Raw genomic sequence first — 18,461 nt, forward strand, 5'->3', positions numbered from 1 at the left:
GCGCCCTTGAGTCTCTGTGCGAATTCAAGGGCCTTCCGTAGATACTGTGCGACGTCCTTGGCATCAACCTCTGCACCATGTTTGTTGAAGTGGGCCTGGAGTGACTTCGATGGAGAGTCGTAACTCCCTTCATGCCATCGCGTATTGACCTGCTCAAGGTCGTCTCCCTTCGGAGTGCCGCCACCGCTCGTGCCGCTTGAAGCCGACGACGAGGCCCCAGAAGGTATCGACGCCCACGTAGGAGATGAGGGTGGCGGTCATCACGGCGGCGAGGCCCTTGGAGACCGTCACGTCGGGAATGGCGAGGAGGACCATGTACGTGGTCCAGGTCCAGAGAACCGCCGCCACCATGGCGTGTGGGTCGGACATGTCCCTGAACGCCTCCAGCATCTCATCCAGCACGGCCCCCCTGGCGAGGGCCATGGCCAGCGCGAATCGGCCGTCCCCGGAGACGATGGGGCTTTCCGTCAGCAGACGGAGACAGTCCCCGGGCCTGCCCGTGCGCTCGCACCAGCGCAGGTAGGCGCGCGTCAATTCCACCTCCTCCGCCGTCGAGTCCCCCTCCAGATGCGCGTCCGGCTCCCGCGAGGAAATGCGATGGCCGCGTATCTCGTACGTGTACGAGCCGCTCCGCACCGCCACTTCGAACAGCCGTCGGGCTGCTTCCTGGGGCCGGGTGGGGGGCCGCACCTTCCGAGCCAGCTCCGATACAGCCTCCTCGAACTCGCCGTTGCCCAGTGCCACGGGCTCGGCGCCGGAACGAGGGGTGAAGACGATGGGCTCGGCCCGTCCCGTATCCAGGCGCATGACCCGGGAGGCCGTGCCACACCCGACGAGGAGAAGCAGCATCACAGCCGAGCAGCACAGCTTCATGGGTAGGCCCGCTCCGTCGCCCCCGCTTCACGAGGGGGGCTGTCTCGATTGCCCTGCGACGGAGCGAGCCTGGCGCCTCACTCCCGGGAGAGCCCGGACCCATCGCGCTCGTCGGAGGCCCTGGCCAGAGGTCCCAGTGGCTTCACCAGCCCGAGCTGCAGCAGGTAGCCGAACGTGTCCCACTCGCTCGTGTCCTCGATGATCTTCCCGTCCTCGAATTCGGCGATGGTGATGCCCTGCAGCTGGATGCGCTGGCCCCGCGGCTCCACATCCAGCAACCGCCGCGCGAGGTTGCCCTCCATCCACCACCAGATGATGGCCGTGTTCCCCTCCACATAGAGCCCGAGGATGCGTGCTTCCAGGTTCGGGAAGCAGGCGCGCAGCAGCCGCACGTACGCCTTCACGCCCTGGAGGTCCGCGTCGCCCACCAGCGGATCATGGCCCACGTAGTCGGGGTGGCACAGCTCATCGAGCACCTCCACCCTGCCCTGGCCGTAGACCTCCTCGATGAGCCGCCGGGCCGCTTGCTTGAGGTTGGACATGGCATTCCTCCTCCAACGACAAAAGTAGGAACGGGGTCCGGGGGACGCGAGCTTTCAGAGGACGGCGTCGACGGCGCGGCGCACGCGCACCCACTCGAAGTTGTCGGCCGGGTCCGTCTTGCGGCCCGGGGCCACGTCGCGGTGGCCGACGATGTTCTCCTTGGGCACCTTGTACGTCCGGGCCAGGTACGGCACGAGCCGCTCCAGCGCGTGGTACTGCGCCTCGGTGAAGGGCGTCAGGCCGGTGCCGTCGTTCGTTATCTCGATACCGATGGAGCGCGAGTTGACGCTCGGCTGCGTCACGCCGTGCAGCGAGGACACGCCGGCATGCCAGGCCGCCCGGTAGTCCGGCACGAGCTGGTAGACGGTGCCCGTGGGCGCGATGAGGTAGTGCGAGCTCACGCGCCTAGAGCCCCGGGAGCGCAGCGTGGCCAGGTCCACCGACACGCGGTTGGTGCCCGTGTGGTGCAGGACGATGGCGTCGATGTCCACGCCGTTGCGCGACTCGAAGTTGGGCGAGGGCCTGGAGACCACGGCCGGCTTGTGCACCGGCGTCAGGGCCTTCTGGAGCGCGATGCACGTCTCGGGCCCATACGTGCCGTCGGGTGTCAGCCGCCAGTCACGTTGGAAGCGCGCGAGGGCCGCCTTCGTCTTCGGCCCGAAGTCGCCATCCACTCGGCCGCCCAGGTATTTGAGCCGGATGAGCACGGACTGGAGCCGCTGCACCTCGGAGCCCTTGTCGCCCTCGGACAGCGGGACGTCGGGCAGGTCCGGGCTTCCCGAGACAGTGAAAGGGGTAACGAAGACAAGACGGGCGGTGGCGCTGGAGGACATGGTCCCCTCCCGGGTTGGAGGAACACGGGGTCAGGGACGCATTATCGCGCTCGCGCTGACCTGCCCGCGCCTCCGGGCCAGGGAGAAGCTCCAGTAGGAGACAGCCCGGGCACACATGTGGGAGCCCCGAGGCATGATGTCCCCACGATGGGCCGCCGAGAGAGACCGCCGGGAAACTTGCCCCGGTGTGCTCCGGCCGCACGATGGCGGTCCCCCACCGCACTCGCACGAGGCATCCATGAACGACCCACGCACCGAACGGTGGCGCCAGCTTCTCTCCCACCACCGGGTGGGGGACCCGCCCCACCGCACGCCCCTGGACACCCCGGACGAGCGGACCGAGTTCGACAAGGACTACGATCGCATCGTCTTCTCGAGCGCCTTCCGGAGCCTGCACGACAAGACGCAGGTGTTCCCGCTGTCGACGAGCGACTACACGCGCACGCGGCTCACGCACAGCATCGAGGCCTCGTGCGTGGGGCGCTCGCTGGGGCAGTTGGCGGGACGGAGCCTGCTGGCCCAGGACGTGGAGGTGGACCCCTCGCGCATGGGGACCATCGTGGCGGCCGCGTGCCTGGCGCATGACATCGGCAATCCGCCCTTCGGGCACTCGGGGGAGGCGGCCATCCAGCACTGGGTGGAGCGGAACTTCCCGCGCTTCGAATTCGTGGAGAACAAGGACGCGAAGCACCCGTTCGCCACCGAGGGCGAGTGGAAGGACCTGGCGAGCTTCGAGGGCAACGCGCAGGGCTTCCGCATCCTCAACCGCCTGCAGTCGCGCAACCGGGATGGAGGGCTGCGCTACACCGTCGCGACGGTGGGGGCGATGAGCAAGTACCCACGGCCCTCGGTGCTACCGAGGGGGCGGGACAGGGAGAAGGCACGCGTCTCGGAGAAGAAGTTCGGATTCTTCCAGGACGACACGCAACTGGCCGGCGAGGTGTACCGCAAGCTGGGGCTGGTGGAGCGCGAGCCGTACGTCTTCAGCCGGCACCCCATGGCTTTCCTCGTCGAGGCCGCGGATGACATCTGCTACGCCATCATCGATCTGGAGGACTCGGGGAAGCTGGGTCTCATCCCGATGGAGACCGTCTGCTCGCTGATGGAGGACGTGGCGGCGATGCAGCCGAAGTTCAAGCCCCTGAAGGACAAGGTGGACTGGGAGTCACGGCTGGGACGGGCCCGGGCCGGGGCCATCTTCGCGCTCATCCAGGAGTGCGTGACGGCGTTCGCCGAGCACGTGGCGGCGATGGAGACGGGGAGCTTCGAGCAATCCCTGGTATCGGCGCGATCGGAGGCGGGCGAGCGGCTGAAGACGATCACCCACATCACTCGCGAGAAGGGGTACTGGAGCGAGCGGGTGCTGCAGATCGAAGCCGCGGGCTTCCGGACGCTGGGAGGACTGCTGGACATGTTCGTGCCGGCGGTGCTCGCGGACAGGCCCAATCGCGAGGAGAAGAAGCTGCGGCAGCTCCTGCCGTTGGAGTTCTTCCAGAGGCCGGGGCCGTACCAGGAGGACCGCGACGAGGCCATCCTCCGGCTGACGCCGTACCAGCGGCTGCTGTGCGTGACGGACTACGTATCGGGGATGACGGACGGCTTCGCGGTGGAGCTGTACCAGCGGCTCTCCGGCATCAAGCTGCCGGAGTGAGCCTCAGCGCTCGGCTGCCGGAGTGGGAACCACCTGGATCTCGAACACCGGATTGTCACGAGCGTACATGTCCCCCGAGGCCCGGACGGTGGCTCCCTCGCGGAGACTCTGGAGCGAGACCTGCCGCCCGCCGCTCACGACCCGCACGTTGGCAGCGAGCGGCAGCGTCTTGACGCGTCCCCCCTCGTCGACGAGGACCAGCCGCTGCTGGGACACCGAGCGGACGCGGCCCGTGTGGATGACGTGGGCCACGGCGTAGCCCTGGTTGCTGGTGTCCGGCCGGGTGTCTGGTGCACGCCCCGTGTTGCCTCCACCTCCCACGCCCTCGGCCGCCGGGTCTCCCACCCCCGTGTTGAGCTCGGGAGCCTCGGCCGCGGGGTCTCCCACTCCCGTGTTGAGCTCGGGAGCCTCGGCGTTGGGGTCCCCGATACCTGGCCCGCTGCCTCCCGTGCCCGCCCCGCTGCCTCCCGTGCCCTGAGAGGCGGACTCCGCCTGTGAGAGCCGCGCCCGCATCTGCGCGAGCTGCTGCTCCAACCGGGCCACCTCCGTACGCAACCGGGCGACCTCCAGCCGCTGCTGGGCGGCATCCACCGCCGCCCCCTGCGTGCCAGTCCCCTGCTCCGTGGCCGCCGTCTGCCCCGTGCCCGTCCCGGCTGTCCCCGTCCCCGTCGACTGCGTCTGCGCTACCCCTTGCGCGGCGCTGCACACGAGGAACAGGCCAAGCACCGCGATTCCCAGGTCCAACCAGGTCGGCTTCCGCATCTACGCCGCGCTCCCTTCTTCCGGTAGAACGTTGGGCGGCGAACGCCCCCGGGCAACCGGTACAGGGGCCAGGAGCATGGGACTCACGGAGCGGCTCACGGGCGCCTCTCCGAGCCTCCGAGGGGGCTCCAGGCACGCGCTGCCACGGGAGAACAGCACATGTCGGAACAGGACCTGCCTTCCAACGCACCAGACGTCACCCCTCGGGTCAGTCCCTCGAAGTCCGGTACGCGGCGGCCCCGCAACACCCTCGTCCGTGCCCCCTCCAACTGGCTGGTGGCCGATACGAGCCACGCGCTCGACACCAACCGCCGCATCACCCAGGGCTACATCCAGCTCGCCCAGGACGTGCAGGTGTTGCTCGATCCGGACTTCCGCCCCGGCGGGGCCAGCCGAGTCCTCAACAACTGGTTCGCCTTCGCCCCCCATGCCTCCCAGGAGGCGGGCAAGGGCATGCTCGGCGCGCATCTGGCCCGCGCCATCATCGACGCGGCCCAGGGCGAGCCCTCCGAATCGGTGCAGCAGGCGCTCCAGCGCTGCGGTGTCTCCGGCCCGGAGCGGCTCGTCGCGGAGAAGGTGGGGGACACCCTGCGCTGGTTCGGTCTGTCTCACGACGTGGCCGCTTCCCTGGGCACGCTGCTGAGCGCGGCCAACCTCGACGTGCTCGCGGATCCGCGCACCTTGTGGATCTCCACCTGGCGCTTCGCGCGTGTCCTCTACGAGGCCCCGGGTGCCACGGCGCTCGAGGCGGCCGAGGCGGTGGCGCGCACGATGGAGCAGATGCTGCTCGATGGGAACGTGGCCATCTACTCGGACATCGCGGGAGCGGCGCGCGAGTACCTCGAGTGGCGCAAGCGCTCGGGAGCCAACGCGGTGAAGCCGGCCCAGGTGGTGGAGGGCTTCGCGCTGCGGGGCGCCCGCTCCGACGAGGCCCGCCGGGCCTGGATGTACGCGCTCGAGCACGTGAAGGACTCACCGCGGCCCACGGACTTCGCGAGCGCGCTGCCCGGAGTGGGAGGGCAGAGCCTGCTGGTGGCCGCGTTCGCCCTCTTCGAGGACGCGCGCCTGGCGGCCAACGGCTCGGACCGGGACGCGCTCATCGCCTGCGCCAACAACTATCTGGCCTGGCGCGAGCAGCACGATGCCGTGCAGCCCGCCTTCACTCCGGCCACGCAGCCCGCGGGCGAGGTGCCCCGCTCCGCCCTCATGCTGGCGATGACGCCGACACTGCGGCTGCAGCTGGGCCCCGTCGCCTGGGAGCTCAGCGACTACACCGCCACGCAGAGGGATCGGGACCACAACTTCCTCACCTCGAAGCCGACCGAGTACAACTGGGCCGTCTTCGAGGATCGCTGGCCCGCCATCCTCAACGCCTTCGAGCTCGGCTACCGCCACCGCGAGGGACTGTGGGCGATGCCTCAGCCCCTCATCGATTCGCTGGACCTCATCGAGGTCGACTGAGGCTCACTGGCCCGGGGCGCGCTGCTGCTGGCCCTGTGTTCCCGGCGCCTGCCGCTGCGGCTGGCCCTGAGGCGCGCCCTGCTGCTGGCGGGGCTGCCGTTGCTGGGGCTGCGTGACGATGTTGAGCGCCTGCTCCTCACCGGAGACGAGCGCGAACGAGGTCCGCACCGGCGTCCCCTCGGAGATTTTCTGCACGGGGATGCGCTCCAGACCGGGCCCCACGAATGCCCGGGTCTCGTCATTGATGGCGAGGCGGTAGAACGCACCATCCGAGGTATCGACGATGTCGATGTGCTCGGGCGTGACGTTGAGCACCCTGCCGTCGAACACCGCGGTGGCCACGGCGACGGGCCCCCGCACCTCGATGTTCGCCGTGTCCGTGGTGCCCGTATCACCCGCGCCACCCGTTCCCCCGCCACCCGTTCCGCGCAGCGCATCCACCTCGCTCTCCAGACGGGCCACGCGCTGACGCAGGAGGGTCAGCTCGCGCTGCATCGCCTCGGGGCCGCTGGACACGGGAGCCTGCTGCACCGCCGCCTGACCTCCGCCCCCACCACCGCCGGTCGCGCCCGCCCCGCCAGTCCCCGTCCCCGTCAGTCCCTGCTGCCCCTGGGGGCCAGTCCGCTGCAGGGGGACGCTGTCCAGGCCCGTCGCGGTCCCCGAGCCCTGGGTCCCCGCGCCTCCCGTCCCCATCCCCCCAGTGCCGGCGCCTCCCGTGCCCGCGCCCCCGGTCCCGGCGGCGGGCTCGCCCGTGGCCGTTCCCACACTCCCGGCCGATTGCTGTCCCGGAGCCCCTGCGGTCCCGGTCCCCGTCGTGTCCTGTCCCCGCTCGATGCTGGCCGTGCCCGATGGGCTCGCCGCGGGGGGTTGGGTGGTGGGGGCTCCCGCCCCCTGCTGCGCCAGGGCCACCAGAGGGGCGGTCCCCATGAAGGCCAGCGCCATCCAGATGGCTCTCCGCATGCAATCCTCCTCGTCGACCCCTCCCCGTGGCGCAAAGGTGGGAATTGTTCGTGAAGGGACACACCCGGCCGGGGACGGCCCATGCCTCCCTGGCGGCCCTCGGGCCGGGGGGCCTCGGGTTGACGGGCCCGGCGGGCATGAAAGAGAACGAGCGGTGAAACTTCCGGCGGCTTCATGTCACCACGGCGCGTGGCCCACCTTTTCGCGGTCCGAATGACCCTCGTTGGCGGCGCGTCCTCGGAACAGGACGCCGAGCGCCGGCTGCTGGCGCGCGCGCGGAAGGGCGATCCGGTCGCGTTCCGCACCCTCTTCGAGCAGCACGCCCCCGCCGTCTGGCGCTTCCTGCGCGATCTCTTCCGGGACGACGCCGCCGCGGATGAGGCCACCCAGGAGACCTTCGTCCGGGCGCACGGGCGGCTCGGAGCGCTGCGCGACGACGCGCGGCTGGCCTCGTGGCTGTTGGGGATTGCGCGCCACATCTACCTCGAGTCGCGCCGGACGCGGGGCACGCACCTGGACATCGCCTCCGAGGAGAGCGAGCCGCTGCTGGAATCGGCGCTGCCCTCGCCGACGCCGGAGGATCTGCTGTTGGACCGGGAGTTGGAGGGACTGTTGGCGGAGGCGCTCGGGGAGCTGCGCGAGGAGCGGCGCTCGGCGTTGCTGCTGCGCATCGACCATGGGCTGGCGTACGAGGACATCGCCCAGGTGATGGGCTGGTCCCTGCCCAAGGTGAAGAATGAAATCCACCGGGCGCGGCTGCAGCTGCGGGAGCGGCTCGCCGGGCACGTCGGAAACGGAGGTCGTCCATGAGCCCCCCCTGCCGCGAGTCGGACCTGGACGCGCTCCTCGCCGGAGAGCTCTCCGAGGAGGAAGCGGAGCGCGTGAGCGCGCATGCCACCACGTGTGTCACGTGCGCGCGGACACTGGCGTGGCTGCGCCTGGAGCGGGGGTGGATGGCTCAGCGGGCGAGGCGCATGCCGTCGAGACCGGCGCTGAGCTTCGGTGCGCTGGAGGCCCGGCTGCGTCCGTCGCAGGCGCCGCACCAGGGCCGCTGGGAGCACGGAGGAAGGATGGCGCTGGGCGCCGTGGCGGCGGTGGCCTTCATGGCGCTGAGCCTGGTGCCACAGGCGCGTCCCACGTCCTTCGACTCCGAGGAGCCATGGGGGGACGGGCTCGTCTCCGTGGCGACGGTGCCCGCGTGCATGGACCCGAGCGTCGAGGCCGTGGCCCGGGTCGAGGCGAGATTCGGCGCCTGCCTGCTGGCCTCGCCCGCGCGGCCACTGCGCTGAGACGGGCGGAGGGTGCGCTCCCGAGGTTCCGGGAGCGCCGGGGAGCAGCCCCGCCCGGGACTACGGCTGGGCCTTGGCCTTGTCCACCGCCGCCTTGGCCTGCACCAGCCCGTAGCCGAAGACGATGTCCTTGCCCGTGGACGGCTCCTCCGGCACCTCGGGATCCACGAGGTTATTCGCGGTGCTCTCGAGGATGGCGCGCACTTCCTTGTTGGTGAGCGAGGGACGGGCGCTCCACACCAGCGCGGCCACGGCGGAGACGTGGGGCGTGGCCATGGAGGTACCGGTGCTGAAGGCGTAGTCGCCGCCGCGGATGCCCACGGTCACGGTGTTGCCAAGCTGGGCGCGGATGTCGTTGACGAGGGTGGTGGGGATGGCCGTCACCGGCGGCCAGGTGGCCGGGGAGCCCAGCGTGAAGCCCAGGGCCTCGTCATCCTCGGGGTCGTTGTTGGCGATGATGACGGCGCGCGCGCCCTGGGAGCGCACGTTCTTCACCTTGTCGCTGAACTTGATCTCCCCACCGCGAGTCACGTAGGCCACGAAGCCCTCGCAGGTGGCCTCCTCCTGGGGGCACGAGCGATTGTTCTCCCCCAGGCCGCAGTCGATGAGCTTGCCCGAGTACTCCTCGTAGGGGACGTAGTCGAAGGCGGACGAGGCGTAGAAGTTGCCGCCGGCCACCAGGTTCGCGAAGGGCGACTGGCCCTGCGGGTAGGTGGAGTAGATGTTCACGCCGGGGGCCACCAGGCTCAGGTGCTCTCCGCCCTGCGAGAACTTGGGGTGCTTGCTTTCGGCGTCCACCGCGCCCACGGCGATCACGGACTCATAGGCGGCCGGGTAGACCTTGGACTCCGGGGTGGCGAGCTCACCGCCGTTGCCGCTGGCCGCGATGGAGAGCATGCCCGCCGCGTAGACCTCGTCGAAGGCCGTCTTCTCGGCCTCGTCCGGGGTGGACGAGCCGAGCGAGAGCGAGGCGATGTGCGCCCCCTCCGCCTTGCACCAGCGGAGCGCCGCGATGACGTCCGAGGTACGCCCATCCCCGTTCTCGTCGAGCACGCGGGCGACGAGCAGCTTGGCGCCGGGGGCCAGGCCCACCATGCCGTTGGGGCTCAGCGAGGTGTCATTGGGGTTCACCTGGCCGCCGGAGCCGAGCTGGGCGACGATGGTGCCCGCCACGTGGGTGCCGTGGCCGCCGCCCCAGACGCCCGACGTGTCCTTGTCCTCGGGCACGTCGTCGTTGTCGACGAAGTCCTTGCCACCGATGTACGCGGCCTTGAGCTCGGGGTGGTTCGGGTCGATGCCGCTATCGATGACGCACACGGTGATGCCCTCGCCGGTGGGGGCACCGGTGTCGAGCACGCCATTGTTGTCGGTGTCCCACACCTGGTTGGCCTGCGTCATCTGAACGGCCCAGGTGTACTCGGCGGTGCTGCCGGTGGCGCCAGGCGCGCCGAGCAGGGCGGACACGGGCACCCACGGCGACATGCCGAGCGCGTGCACCGGCCGGTCCGGGGTGATGGAGAGCACGTCGGGATCCTGGGCGAGCCGGGCCCGGGCCTCGGGGGTGAGGGAGAGGGCCAGGGTGTCGAGGCTGGGCCAGTGGTACTTCACGCGGGCGCCCAGCTTGCGCACCCTGTCCTCACGAAGGAGGGACACGGCGGCGGCCTGCACACCGGTCCGCTTGCGAAAGCGCACCAGCATCGGCTGGGGGCCGTTGTCGGACGTGGAGGAACTGCTCAACGCGGAGGAAACCGTGGCCTGCCCCAGGGACATCAGGGGAGCCGAGCGGCTCAGGTCCTCGACGACGAGCTCCGGACAGAGCGGCAGCTCCTGCGGCTCCGTGTCGATGGGCTCGGGCTCCTTGCAAGCACTCGCGCCCAACCCCAGCAGGCCCAACAGCACCAATCGCCTCATGAGAACGTCTCCTTGCACCACATCCGTGGGGGGAAGGCACCGCCGGGTGGCACCGGGCGGAGAAATGGGCCTGACCAACGGCTGGTCGGCACACCCATTCCCTATTGAACCACGGTAGGTCGTCTGCTTGGAGGGCGGTAGGGAGGACGGACGGGTCCTCCCCGGCGGGTGCGGGCTGGTGGACGTCAGCGCTCGGCGGGCTCGATGCCGAAGAGCCGCTCCACGTCACGGGAGTAGTCGGCGAGCCGCCGCTCGACGGCGTCCGGGCCCCAGCCCAGGAGGGGCGCCATGTCGGAAGCGGCCAGGCGAGCGGCGGCCCGGCCCAGGTCTCGAGTCTCGAAGGCGACCTTGAGGCGGCGCACGAGCAGGTCGGACAGTGTGTGGACGAGCTCGTAGGTGACGCAGTGGACGGCCTCGGCGCGGATATAGGGAAGGCCTGGGACGAGCGGCTCGGCGAGGTGGGGCTGCTCGCGGGTGAGGGCCCACACCAGGCGCCAACGGGAGCCGTAGGCGCGCACGAGGTGGACGGCGGTCTCCTCGCGGCGCACCTCGGCGCGGGCGGCGGAGAGCTCCGCGTCGAACGAGGGGATGTCGCCACCGGGCAGGGGAAGGGAGTCGGTGGGGGCCTTGTGGCGGGGGCCGCCGAGCACCTTCTCGACGGCGTTCACGGCGTCACGGGCCATGACGCGGTAGGTGGTGAGCTTGCCGCCGGAGATGGCGAGGACGCCGGTGGGGCTCGTGTGGATGGCGTGCTCGCGGCTGGCGCTGTTGGCGTCGCCCTGGCCATAGCCGCTGGCCACGAGGGGGCGGATGCCGGCCCAGGCGCTGACGACGTCCTCGCGGACGAGGTGGGCCTGGGGGAAGAAGGCATTGGCCGAGGTGAGCAGGTAGTCCACGTCGGAGAGGCTGGCGCGCACCTCGGAGGGGTGGGCGTGGGTGGGGGTCTCCGTGGTGCCGATGATGGTGTGGGTATCGGCGGGGAGGACGAACATCACCCGGCCATCGACGGGAGACAGCAGGGTGATGGCGGTGTCGGTGGGGAGCCGCTCGCGGGGGACGGAGATGTGGACGCCCTTGGTGCCGCGGACGGAGGGCGTGGAGCCATTGGCGTCGAGCTTGCGGATTTCATCGCTCCAGGGCCCGGTGGCGCTGACGAGCACGCGGGCGCGGACGGTGATTTGTTGGCCGGTGAGCGCATCGACGACGGTGGCGCCCTGGGCGCGGCCCTGCTCGATGAGGAGGGAGCTGACGAAGGCGTGGTTGAGGACGATGGCACCGGCCTCGGAGGCTCCGATGGCGTTGGCGAGGGTGAGGCGGGCGTCGTCGGTGGCGGCGTCGTAGTAGCGGGAGCCCCCCTTGAGGCCCTCGGTGCGGATGCCGGGGACGGCCTCGGACACCTCGCGGGCATTGAGGCTGCGCGCGGCCTTCACGTTCCGGAAGAGGGCGAGGGCGTCATACAGCATGAGGCCGGCGGCGAGCTTCCAGCGGGGGATGCGAGCGCCCTGGTAGACGGGCCAGACGAAGGAGAGGGGCCGGACGAGGTGGGCGGCGAGGCGCAGGAGCCGATAGCGTTCGATGCTGGACTCGAAGACGAGGCCGAGGTGGCCGTGCTCGAGGTAGCGGACGCCGCCGTGGATGAGGCGGGAGGAGCGGCTGGAGGTACCGGAGGCGAAGTCCTCGCGCTCGACGAGGGCGACGCGGAGGCCGCGGAGGGCGGCATCACGGGCGATGCCACAACCGGTGACCCCCCCGCCGATGACGAGGACGTCGAACTGTTGGGACGAGAGGGCGAGCAGGCGCTCGGAGCGAGGAGCGGGGGGCTGGGGAGGAGGCGGAGGGAGGAGGCCCAAGGCGCCCGAGTCACCGCGGTGGGCGGGAGCAGGAGCGGGCGGGGCGACGGATTCAGGACGCACGGAAGCAGTGTAACGGCGGGGCGGCGTTGGGGGCAGCAGGAAGCGAACGCGGTGCGTCAAGAGGAGCCCCCTCCCCTCTCCCGCTGGGAGAGGGACGGGGTGAGGGTATGAGGAACCCGGGTTGTGAGACTCCGGGCCGGGAGCCACGGTGGGCCCCCGAGAGAAGACCGGGGACCCACCAGGAGAACGCCAGCGGAGAACGTCAGCGCCGGGTCTGGTTGGAGGAGGAATCCGTCCTGGAGTTATCGGAGGAGGAGTTCCCACCGCCGGACTTCCGGGACGGATGAGCGTCGCTGTTGGGGTTCAGCTGGTTGGACCTGTTGTCGCGGTCCTGCTTGAAGGCGGGGTTGTTGGGATTCTTGGTATCGGAACGCTGGTCGTTGGAGCGCGGGTCGTTGTTGGGAGTGTTGGCCACGGGTACCTCCATGAAGCCGGGCGTCAGGCCCGGGGAGACGCAAACTAGGAGTGCCCTGGAGGAGAGACACCGGGGCCGGTGGGGAGGGGGCACTGTCGGGAACAGGGGGAGAGGGCTGCGAGCGAGGCGAACCGTGCATACCTCCACGAGAAGCCCGGGCCTGGGAGGTAGCGCGTGAAGACAGTGACGTATGAGCGCAGCGGGAGGACGAACACGGGGGCGCAGGCGGTGCGGGTGGAGGGAATGAGACACCTGCGCGTGCTGGAGCAGGGGGAGACGGTGGTGGAGAGGGACCTGACGGAGGAGGAAGTCGAGCGCTTGAGGCCGCTGCTGGAGGAAGCGGAGCACCTGCCCGCGCCAGCGGTGTTGGAGCCAGCGGCGGGAGGCCCGAGGGGGATGGCGGTGAGCCTGGCCTTCGAGGACGAGGAGACGCCGCGGGTGCGACTGGAGGCGCATGCGGGGCAGACGGCGAAGGGGGACGGGACGCCGTACGACGCCCTGCTCTCGGAGTTGGACGAGCTGCTGACGCAGGAGCTGCACGAGCGGGCGCCGAGGCACGCGCACGCGGTCCTGCCGCACGAGCTGCGTCAGCAGGAATGACTCACGGGAACGACGGCCGCGGGGAGGCGAGAGCCATTCCCGGGCCGTGAAGCGGCTCAGCGGGCGGAAGAGGAACGCGAGCCGGAGTCGGAGTCGGAGCGACCGCTGGCGGGAGGCTCGAGGGGAAGGGCCACGATGAAGGTGGCGCCCTGACCGGGCTGGCTCTCGACGCGGATGTCGCCGCCGAGCGAGTCGACGATCTGCTTGCAGATCCACAGGCCGAGACCGAAGCCGCCGTAGTGGCGCTCGGAGACGGCGCGCTCGAAGCGTTGGAAGATGCGGGCCTGGCTGTCGGGGGGGATGCCGATGCCGTGGTCGCGCACGGTGAGCCGGGCGAGGGGCCCGTCCTGGACGACGGACAGCTCGACGGGGTGGGAGGCGCCGTACTTGATGGCGTTGGAGAGCAGGTTGGTGACGACCTGCTCGAGGCGGAGGCGATCCCACCGGCCGATGACGGGCGAGGAAGCGTGGAGGATGAGCTTGCACCCGGCGCCGGAGGCATCGGCCTCGGCGCGGGCGACGACGTCGTGGAGGAGGGCGGCGAAGTCGACGGTCTCGTGCTCGAGGGCGAGCCGGCCGGCGCGGATGCGGGAGACGTCGAGCAGGTTGTTGACGAGCTGGTGGAGACGCTCGGCGGGGCGGCGGGTGGCCTCGATGCGCTTGCGAGCGGGGTGGGGGTTGCCGTTGGCGTCGGTCTCGGGGAGCGAGCGCCAGAGGAGCTGGAGCTGGAGCTGGAGCGAGGTGAGGGGCGTCTTGAGCTCGTGGGAGGCGACGGAGAGGAAGTCGTCGCGAATCTGGAGGGCGCGTTGCAGGTCGGTGGCGAGCGCCTCGACCTCGCGGCGGGCGAGCACCTGTTCGGTGACCTCGGCGCACAGGCCCATGGTGCCGAGCGTCTCGCCACCGATGCCGCGCCAGGGCTGCCAGGTGAGGTCGAAGTACTTCACCTCGTCCTGGCCGGTGCCGGAGAAGTCGGCGCGAAGGGGGACCTCGTGGCCGACGAAGGGGGTGCCCTTGCGGAAGACATCGTCGAGCAGGTGGAGGAGGTTGGGATCCAACCCGGAGAGGGTTTCGCGGATGGAGCGGCCGGGGGCGAGACGCTCCCCGACGAGGGTCTGTCCGAGCGGGTTGACGAGCTCGACGACGTGGTCCGCGCCGCGGGTGAGGCAGATGGCGACGGGGGCCTGCATGAAGAGGGTCTCGAGCCGTTCGCGCTGGGTCTCGGCCTCGAGGAGGGCGTCGTGCTCGCGAGCGAGGAGCTGGGCGTGCTCGTGGTCCTCGCGGAAGCGGGCGGAGATGTCGCGGAAGACGATGACGGAGCCGAGCCGGTGGCCGTGGGAGTCGGAGATGGGAGCGGCGGTGTGCTCGATGGGGAGCTCGGCGCCATTCCTGGAGAGCAGAAGGGCCTGCTTGCCGAGTTGGACGGGCCGCTCCGCGTTCTGTGCGCCGAGGAAGGGGGCGATGGGCTCGCGGGTGGAGGGGTCGACGAGACGAAGGACGCGCTCGAGCGGCTGTCCGATGGCATCGGCCTCGCGCCAGCCGGAGAAGTAGGAGGCGACGGGGTTGATGAAGCGGACGAGGCCGTGGGAGTCGGTGGTGAGGACGGCGTCGCCGATGCTGCGCAGGGTGGTGTCGAGCACGTGGCCATTGGCCTGAGCGGCGGCGCGAGCGACCTGGGCCTCATGGAGGGTGGTGCGGACACGAGCGGACACCAGGGTCATCAGGGCGGCGACGCCGGTGAAGAGGGCGCTGGTGATGGTGTGGTGGGCGACGGAGAAGGAGGAAGGAGCCTCGTGGAAGAACAGCCGGGAGAGGACGAGGGCAGCGGCGGTGGAGAGAGCCCCGGGGCCGTGGCCGCCCAGCCAGGCGGAGAGGATGACGGCGGCGAGGAAGAGGAAGTAGGGGGAAGGAGCGAGCCAGCGCCAGAGGAACCACTGGAGGGCGAAGGCGAGCCCGGTCGCCAGCAGGGCGAATCCGTAACGAGCCCAGGAGGGGGTGCGGTGAGGATGGGACGAGCTGCTGGGGAAGAGGGCCACGGTGAAGCCTGGGACTGGGAGCAACGGGGGAAAGCCATCTGACGGATAGACGGAGGACCGCTGCGATGGAACCGGAGACCCACGGTCCTCATCCCGTGTGAGTTCGAAACCGAGCACTCGAATTCCCCCCTGCGCCGGAACACTCTAGCTGGATGTCCGTGTGCCCCACCAGCGAGGGAGCGGAAGAAGGAGGACGGCGGAGGTCGGGTTTGCGGGCGGGGCGTACCGGCGGCTAGAGAGGGGCAATGAAGCGAGTACGGTTCTCGGTGCACCGGACGGTGGGAGAGGCGAGGCTCCAGGAGGGGCTGTTGGCGGGGTCGGGATTGTCAGTGGAGGTGAGAGGGGAGGCGCTGGCGCCGCTGAGCGGGGAGATACCGAGCACGGAAACGTGGGTGGAGCTGTGGTTGCCGGAGGAGGAGGTGGCGAGGGCGCGGGAGCTGTTGGAGGAGTTGGAGGAGGACGGGGAGAAGGCGGAGAGAGCGGTGGAGTGTCCGGGGTGTCGGGAGGAGAACCCGGGGAACTTCGAGCTGTGCTGGAGCTGTGGGGAGGAACTGCCAGAGTCGCCGAGGCCTCGACTGAGAGCGGTGTCGTGAGGAGTGCGGGAGATTCCCTGGAGGGAGTAAGCCCGGCTGATGGCACCCGGGACGAGGTGTCGGGCATTGACCAGCGGAGCGGGCGGGAGACGATGCGCGGTGGAAGGCGAGTCTCTAGAGTCAGGGTGACGTGCTGAACGTACCGCCCACCAAAGAGACGCGGGGCCGACGAGGCCCGCGGGAACCCGAGAATGAGCCGAGGTGGCCACGCGGCCGGAAGCTCGATCGGGGCTTGAAGAGCGCGCTGATCGCCTGCCTGGTGGCGTTGGCCATCCACCTGATACCGCTGTTCCTGCCGAGGAACATGCCGGAGCAGGAACTGGCGATCGCGAGGGCGATGCCGGACGCGACGAATCGGGCGCAGGTGCTGAAACCTCTGAAGGACAACCCGAAGTCGACGGGGGCGCACCTCCGGGAGGCGGCGGAGCTGTTGGTGGAGGGCTCGCCGCTGGACGCGTACGAGCTGGCGAAGGAGGCGGAGAAGAAGGAGCCGGGCGAGGTGGAGACGCAGCTCCTGCTGGCGAGGATCTGCCACGGGCAGCGGATGAACCGGTGCGAGGAGGAGTCGCTGGCGAGAGCGGCGGAACTGGGACCGGGGGACCCGAGGGCGGATCTGCTGCGAGCGGACTTCCAGGAAAGGGACGGAGACCTGGGAGGAGCGCTGTCGTCGGTGGGGAAGGCGTACGAGAAGGCGCCGGGGAATGTCGGAGTGGGGGTGAGGTACGCGAGGCTCCTGAGCACGATGGGTCGAGGGGAGGAGGCGCTCCAGGTGCTGAAGCAGTTGGAGAAGGGCCTGGGAAGGCCGCGGCTGCTCATGGAGGAGGGGTTGGTGCGGATGGAGCAGGGGAGGATGGAGGAAGCGCGGGAGCTGTTCGCGAGCGCGGTGGATGCGGATCCGAAGCTGGTGATGGGGTACTACCACCTGGGGATGGCGGCCTTCCGGGTGGGGGACGTAGAGGGGGCGGAAGAGGCGCTGAGACAGGCGGATCGCCTGGACATGTCGGACATGAGGCCGTTATCGGCGCTGTGCGACATCCAGAGGAAGACGGGCCGGACGGAGCAGCTGACGGCGACGCGGATGGATCTGGAGCGCCGATTTCCGGAGCGGATGGAAGCGGTACGAAGCGCCTGCCGGACCCAGTGAAGCAAGCCCCCTCTCCCTCTCAGCGAGGGCTTGGGTGAGGCTCATCCCGAGCGCACGCCTACTCTGGGATGCCGCGGATCCGCCGGAGCAACCGGGCGGAGGACTTCACCTCGCGGTCGACGGAACCATCGGCGATTTCGGTCCGAACGACGGCCTGGAGAAAAGGAACAGCCTCCTCGTCCCGGCCCTGCTCGAACAGCAGCTCCCCGAGTGCCATCCGAGCGCGAGTCAGCATGACCAGGTCCTCGGCGAGGACGGCGGCATCAATGGCATCACTCAAGGCGGACTCAGCGAGTTCGGTCCGGCCGCGGTCGATGAGCTCACGGGCGCGCTGGAGGTGGCGTAGAGCATCCATGGGGGCACTCCGGGAGGAACTCAGGGACGAGACAGCGACGAAGACCCGGAGACGACGAGAACACGCGAACGCGGACACAGTCGGGGACAAAGAGGCCGGGGCCGGGTTATCCCAAGAGACATGGATGACGAGTCGCGGATCGTGGAGTTGGAGTTGCGCTACATGCAGCAGCAGGAGCTGCTGCAGGAGCTGAACGACGTGCTGTACGCCCAGCGTCGAGAGCTGGATGCACTGAAGGCGGAGGTAGATTTCCTGAAGAAGAAGCTCGAGGGCGAGCCGGGCCTGGTGGATGCGCAGCGGCAGGAGAAGCCGCCGCACTACTGAGGGCCTGACGCAACCGGGCCGCGACTACAGCCGGAACCCGAGGCGCAAGCCGATATGAGGCCTGGGCTCGAGGTAACCGATTTCTAGACCGAAGCTGACGGAGCGGTTCTGGTAGCCGAAGCCGAAGGCACCGTGGGCGCGGAAGGTATCGCCCTCGAAGAAGATCCACGGGCCGCCGAGAACCTCCAGGTAGAGGGGAGTACGCCTGGGATTGAAGCGGAGGCTGAGGTCGAGCGGAACGGCGAGGGTATTGGGCTGGGTGGCGAGGAGCGCACCGAAGCGGGTGCCGATGGAGAGGGGGCCAGCGAAGATGAAGTCGACGGTGCCAGTGAGATGGAAGAAGGCACCGCTGTCGATATGGTAGTCGGCACCGAGGTTGAGCCGGAAATCAGCCGCCTCGGACTTCTCCGGAGCGAGGATGACGGCGAGTGCTAGGAGACCACCGAGGAAGGGACGCAGTAGCTGCTTCATGAGCAAGGCGCTCCTGGACTTGGAGGGTGGAGCACCAATCAAGCAAGCCTGGAGAGGCATCGCCAGCACGAAGATAGAGAGTGCGTCACGAAAAGCACTGCTCCGCGGAAAGACACACGCGGAACGCAGAAATCCAGTAGCCCGCAAAGGCGAAGGCCCCGGGTCTCACATGGCGTGAGACCCGGGGCCTTCAAAAAAATCCGGCAGCGACCTACTCTCCCGCGCGGTTTCCCGCGGAGTACCATCGGCTCTGGAGGGCTTAACTTCCGTGTTCGGGATGGGAACGGGTGGGACCCCTCCGACATTGCCACCGGAAAACATGTGACTCGT

General features: G+C 69.7%; 18 protein-coding genes, 1 rRNA gene and 1 pseudogene. 8 read left to right on the forward strand and 12 right to left on the reverse strand.

Annotation, left to right across the window (positions count from 1 at the left end):
* Positions 1-192: 192 nt before the first annotated feature.
* The 3 genes and pseudogenes from sitA5 to JQX13_RS11385 all read right to left on the reverse strand — a co-directional run.
* Positions 193-873: pseudogene (sitA5, locus tag JQX13_RS11375) on the reverse strand (SitA5 family polymorphic toxin); the annotation flags it as partial.
* Between the two features lie 77 nt (positions 874-950).
* Positions 951-1,415 (reverse strand): ester cyclase, encoded by a 465-nt coding sequence (locus JQX13_RS11380; protein WP_203409044.1) that lies wholly within the window; start codon positions 1,413-1,415, stop codon positions 951-953.
* A 54-nt stretch (positions 1,416-1,469) separates the two neighbouring features.
* Positions 1,470-2,249 carry a peptidoglycan recognition protein family protein gene (locus JQX13_RS11385; protein ID WP_239014693.1) on the reverse strand — a complete coding sequence of 260 codons (780 nt, stop codon included), beginning with the start codon at positions 2,247-2,249 and terminating at the stop codon, positions 1,470-1,472.
* 238 nt (positions 2,250-2,487) lie between these two features.
* Here JQX13_RS11385 and dgt point away from each other — a divergent pair, with 238 nt between their 5' ends.
* On the forward strand, positions 2,488-3,900 hold the full coding sequence (gene dgt / locus JQX13_RS11390; RefSeq protein WP_203409045.1) for a dGTP triphosphohydrolase: 1,413 nt from the start codon (positions 2,488-2,490) through the stop codon (positions 3,898-3,900).
* Between the two features lie 3 nt (positions 3,901-3,903).
* Here the strand turns inward: dgt and JQX13_RS11395 are convergent, their stop codons facing one another.
* A complete protein-coding gene (locus JQX13_RS11395; protein ID WP_203409046.1) occupies positions 3,904-4,662 on the reverse strand; it encodes a hypothetical protein in 759 nt (252 codons plus the stop codon).
* A gap of 159 nt (positions 4,663-4,821) precedes the next feature.
* Between JQX13_RS11395 and JQX13_RS11400 the strand changes: the two genes are divergently transcribed.
* The gene (locus JQX13_RS11400) at positions 4,822-6,123 is read left to right on the forward strand and encodes a hypothetical protein (protein ID WP_203409047.1); all 1,302 of its coding nucleotides are present in this window, start codon (positions 4,822-4,824) and stop codon (positions 6,121-6,123) included.
* Positions 6,124-6,126: 3 nt separating this feature from the next.
* Here JQX13_RS11400 and JQX13_RS55320 read toward each other — a convergent pair whose 3' ends face one another.
* Positions 6,127-7,083 carry a hypothetical protein gene (locus JQX13_RS55320; RefSeq protein WP_203409048.1) on the reverse strand — a complete coding sequence of 319 codons (957 nt, stop codon included), beginning with the start codon at positions 7,081-7,083 and terminating at the stop codon, positions 6,127-6,129.
* Between the two features lie 213 nt (positions 7,084-7,296).
* On the opposite strand from JQX13_RS55320, the gene JQX13_RS11410 reads away from it, so the two are divergent.
* Together JQX13_RS11410 and JQX13_RS11415 are read left to right on the forward strand one after the other, a co-directional pair.
* A complete protein-coding gene (locus JQX13_RS11410; RefSeq protein ID WP_239014694.1) occupies positions 7,297-7,893 on the forward strand; it encodes an RNA polymerase sigma factor in 597 nt (198 codons plus the stop codon).
* On the forward strand, positions 7,890-8,372 hold the full coding sequence (locus tag JQX13_RS11415; protein WP_203409049.1) for an anti-sigma factor family protein: 483 nt from the start codon (positions 7,890-7,892) through the stop codon (positions 8,370-8,372). The genes JQX13_RS11410 and JQX13_RS11415 overlap by 4 nt, the downstream gene beginning before the upstream one ends.
* A 60-nt stretch (positions 8,373-8,432) precedes the next feature.
* On the opposite strand, the gene JQX13_RS55325 is transcribed toward JQX13_RS11415, so the two are convergent.
* The 3 genes from JQX13_RS55325 to JQX13_RS11430 form a co-directional block, all read right to left on the reverse strand.
* Positions 8,433-10,283: a S8 family serine peptidase gene (locus JQX13_RS55325; RefSeq protein ID WP_203409050.1), complete on the reverse strand. Its 1,851-nt coding sequence runs from the start codon at positions 10,281-10,283 to the stop codon at positions 8,433-8,435.
* Positions 10,284-10,468: 185 nt separating this feature from the next.
* The gene (gene glpD / locus JQX13_RS11425) at positions 10,469-12,196 is read right to left on the reverse strand and encodes a glycerol-3-phosphate dehydrogenase (protein ID WP_430384203.1); all 1,728 of its coding nucleotides are present in this window, start codon (positions 12,194-12,196) and stop codon (positions 10,469-10,471) included.
* A 202-nt stretch (positions 12,197-12,398) separates the two neighbouring features.
* Positions 12,399-12,611, reverse strand: a complete 213-nt coding sequence (locus JQX13_RS11430) for a hypothetical protein (protein WP_239014695.1) — start codon at positions 12,609-12,611, stop codon at positions 12,399-12,401.
* A gap of 174 nt (positions 12,612-12,785) precedes the next feature.
* Here JQX13_RS11430 and JQX13_RS11435 point away from each other — a divergent pair, with 174 nt between their 5' ends.
* The gene (locus tag JQX13_RS11435; RefSeq protein ID WP_203409053.1) at positions 12,786-13,211 is read left to right on the forward strand and encodes a hypothetical protein; all 426 of its coding nucleotides are present in this window, start codon (positions 12,786-12,788) and stop codon (positions 13,209-13,211) included.
* A gap of 56 nt (positions 13,212-13,267) precedes the next feature.
* Here the strand turns inward: JQX13_RS11435 and JQX13_RS11440 are convergent, their stop codons facing one another.
* Positions 13,268-15,268: an ATP-binding protein gene (locus tag JQX13_RS11440; RefSeq protein ID WP_203409054.1), complete on the reverse strand. Its 2,001-nt coding sequence runs from the start codon at positions 15,266-15,268 to the stop codon at positions 13,268-13,270.
* 221 nt (positions 15,269-15,489) lie between these two features.
* Here JQX13_RS11440 and JQX13_RS11445 point away from each other — a divergent pair, with 221 nt between their 5' ends.
* Both JQX13_RS11445 and JQX13_RS11450 read left to right on the forward strand, forming a co-directional pair.
* The gene (locus JQX13_RS11445; protein WP_203409055.1) at positions 15,490-15,837 is read left to right on the forward strand and encodes a putative signal transducing protein; all 348 of its coding nucleotides are present in this window, start codon (positions 15,490-15,492) and stop codon (positions 15,835-15,837) included.
* 232 nt (positions 15,838-16,069) lie between these two features.
* Positions 16,070-16,981, forward strand: a complete 912-nt coding sequence (locus JQX13_RS11450) for a tetratricopeptide repeat protein (RefSeq protein ID WP_203409056.1) — start codon at positions 16,070-16,072, stop codon at positions 16,979-16,981.
* A gap of 58 nt (positions 16,982-17,039) precedes the next feature.
* Here JQX13_RS11450 and JQX13_RS11455 read toward each other — a convergent pair whose 3' ends face one another.
* Complete coding sequence (locus tag JQX13_RS11455) at positions 17,040-17,336, reverse strand: hypothetical protein (RefSeq protein ID WP_203409057.1); 297 nt, start codon at positions 17,334-17,336, stop codon at positions 17,040-17,042.
* Positions 17,337-17,456: 120 nt separating this feature from the next.
* Here JQX13_RS11455 and JQX13_RS11460 point away from each other — a divergent pair, with 120 nt between their 5' ends.
* Positions 17,457-17,660, forward strand: coding sequence for a SlyX family protein (locus JQX13_RS11460; protein WP_203409058.1), 204 nt, complete (start codon positions 17,457-17,459; stop codon positions 17,658-17,660).
* 24 nt (positions 17,661-17,684) lie between these two features.
* On the opposite strand, the gene JQX13_RS11465 is transcribed toward JQX13_RS11460, so the two are convergent.
* Both JQX13_RS11465 and rrf read right to left on the reverse strand, forming a co-directional pair.
* Positions 17,685-18,131: a hypothetical protein gene (locus JQX13_RS11465; RefSeq protein ID WP_203409059.1), complete on the reverse strand. Its 447-nt coding sequence runs from the start codon at positions 18,129-18,131 to the stop codon at positions 17,685-17,687.
* Between the two features lie 198 nt (positions 18,132-18,329).
* A 5S ribosomal RNA gene (rrf, locus tag JQX13_RS11470) occupies positions 18,330-18,446 on the reverse strand.
* Positions 18,447-18,461 lie beyond the last annotated feature (15 nt).

It is taken from the genome of Archangium violaceum (assembly GCF_016859125.1).
In the GTDB taxonomy this organism is placed as follows: Bacteria; Myxococcota; Myxococcia; order Myxococcales; family Myxococcaceae; genus Archangium; species Archangium violaceum_A.

Coding starts and splice junctions, on each gene's coding strand:
- JQX13_RS11380 (WP_203409044.1), bottom strand. CDS start 1,415: ATGTCCAACCTCAAGCAAGCGGCCCGGCGGCTCATCGAGGAGGTCTAC.
- JQX13_RS11385 (WP_239014693.1), bottom strand. CDS start 2,249: ATGTCCTCCAGCGCCACCGCCCGTCTTGTCTTCGTTACCCCTTTCACT.
- dgt (WP_203409045.1), top strand. CDS start 2,488: ATGAACGACCCACGCACCGAACGGTGGCGCCAGCTTCTCTCCCACCAC.
- JQX13_RS11395 (WP_203409046.1), bottom strand. CDS start 4,662: ATGCGGAAGCCGACCTGGTTGGACCTGGGAATCGCGGTGCTTGGCCTG.
- JQX13_RS11400 (WP_203409047.1), top strand. CDS start 4,822: ATGTCGGAACAGGACCTGCCTTCCAACGCACCAGACGTCACCCCTCGG.
- JQX13_RS55320 (WP_203409048.1), bottom strand. CDS start 7,083: ATGCGGAGAGCCATCTGGATGGCGCTGGCCTTCATGGGGACCGCCCCT.
- JQX13_RS11410 (WP_239014694.1), top strand. CDS start 7,297: ATGACCCTCGTTGGCGGCGCGTCCTCGGAACAGGACGCCGAGCGCCGG.
- JQX13_RS11415 (WP_203409049.1), top strand. CDS start 7,890: ATGAGCCCCCCCTGCCGCGAGTCGGACCTGGACGCGCTCCTCGCCGGA.
- JQX13_RS55325 (WP_203409050.1), bottom strand. CDS start 10,283: ATGAGGCGATTGGTGCTGTTGGGCCTGCTGGGGTTGGGCGCGAGTGCT.
- JQX13_RS11445 (WP_203409055.1), top strand. CDS start 15,490: ATGAAGCGAGTACGGTTCTCGGTGCACCGGACGGTGGGAGAGGCGAGG.
- JQX13_RS11455 (WP_203409057.1), bottom strand. CDS start 17,336: ATGGATGCTCTACGCCACCTCCAGCGCGCCCGTGAGCTCATCGACCGC.
- JQX13_RS11460 (WP_203409058.1), top strand. CDS start 17,457: ATGGATGACGAGTCGCGGATCGTGGAGTTGGAGTTGCGCTACATGCAG.
- JQX13_RS11465 (WP_203409059.1), bottom strand. CDS start 18,131: ATGAAGCAGCTACTGCGTCCCTTCCTCGGTGGTCTCCTAGCACTCGCC.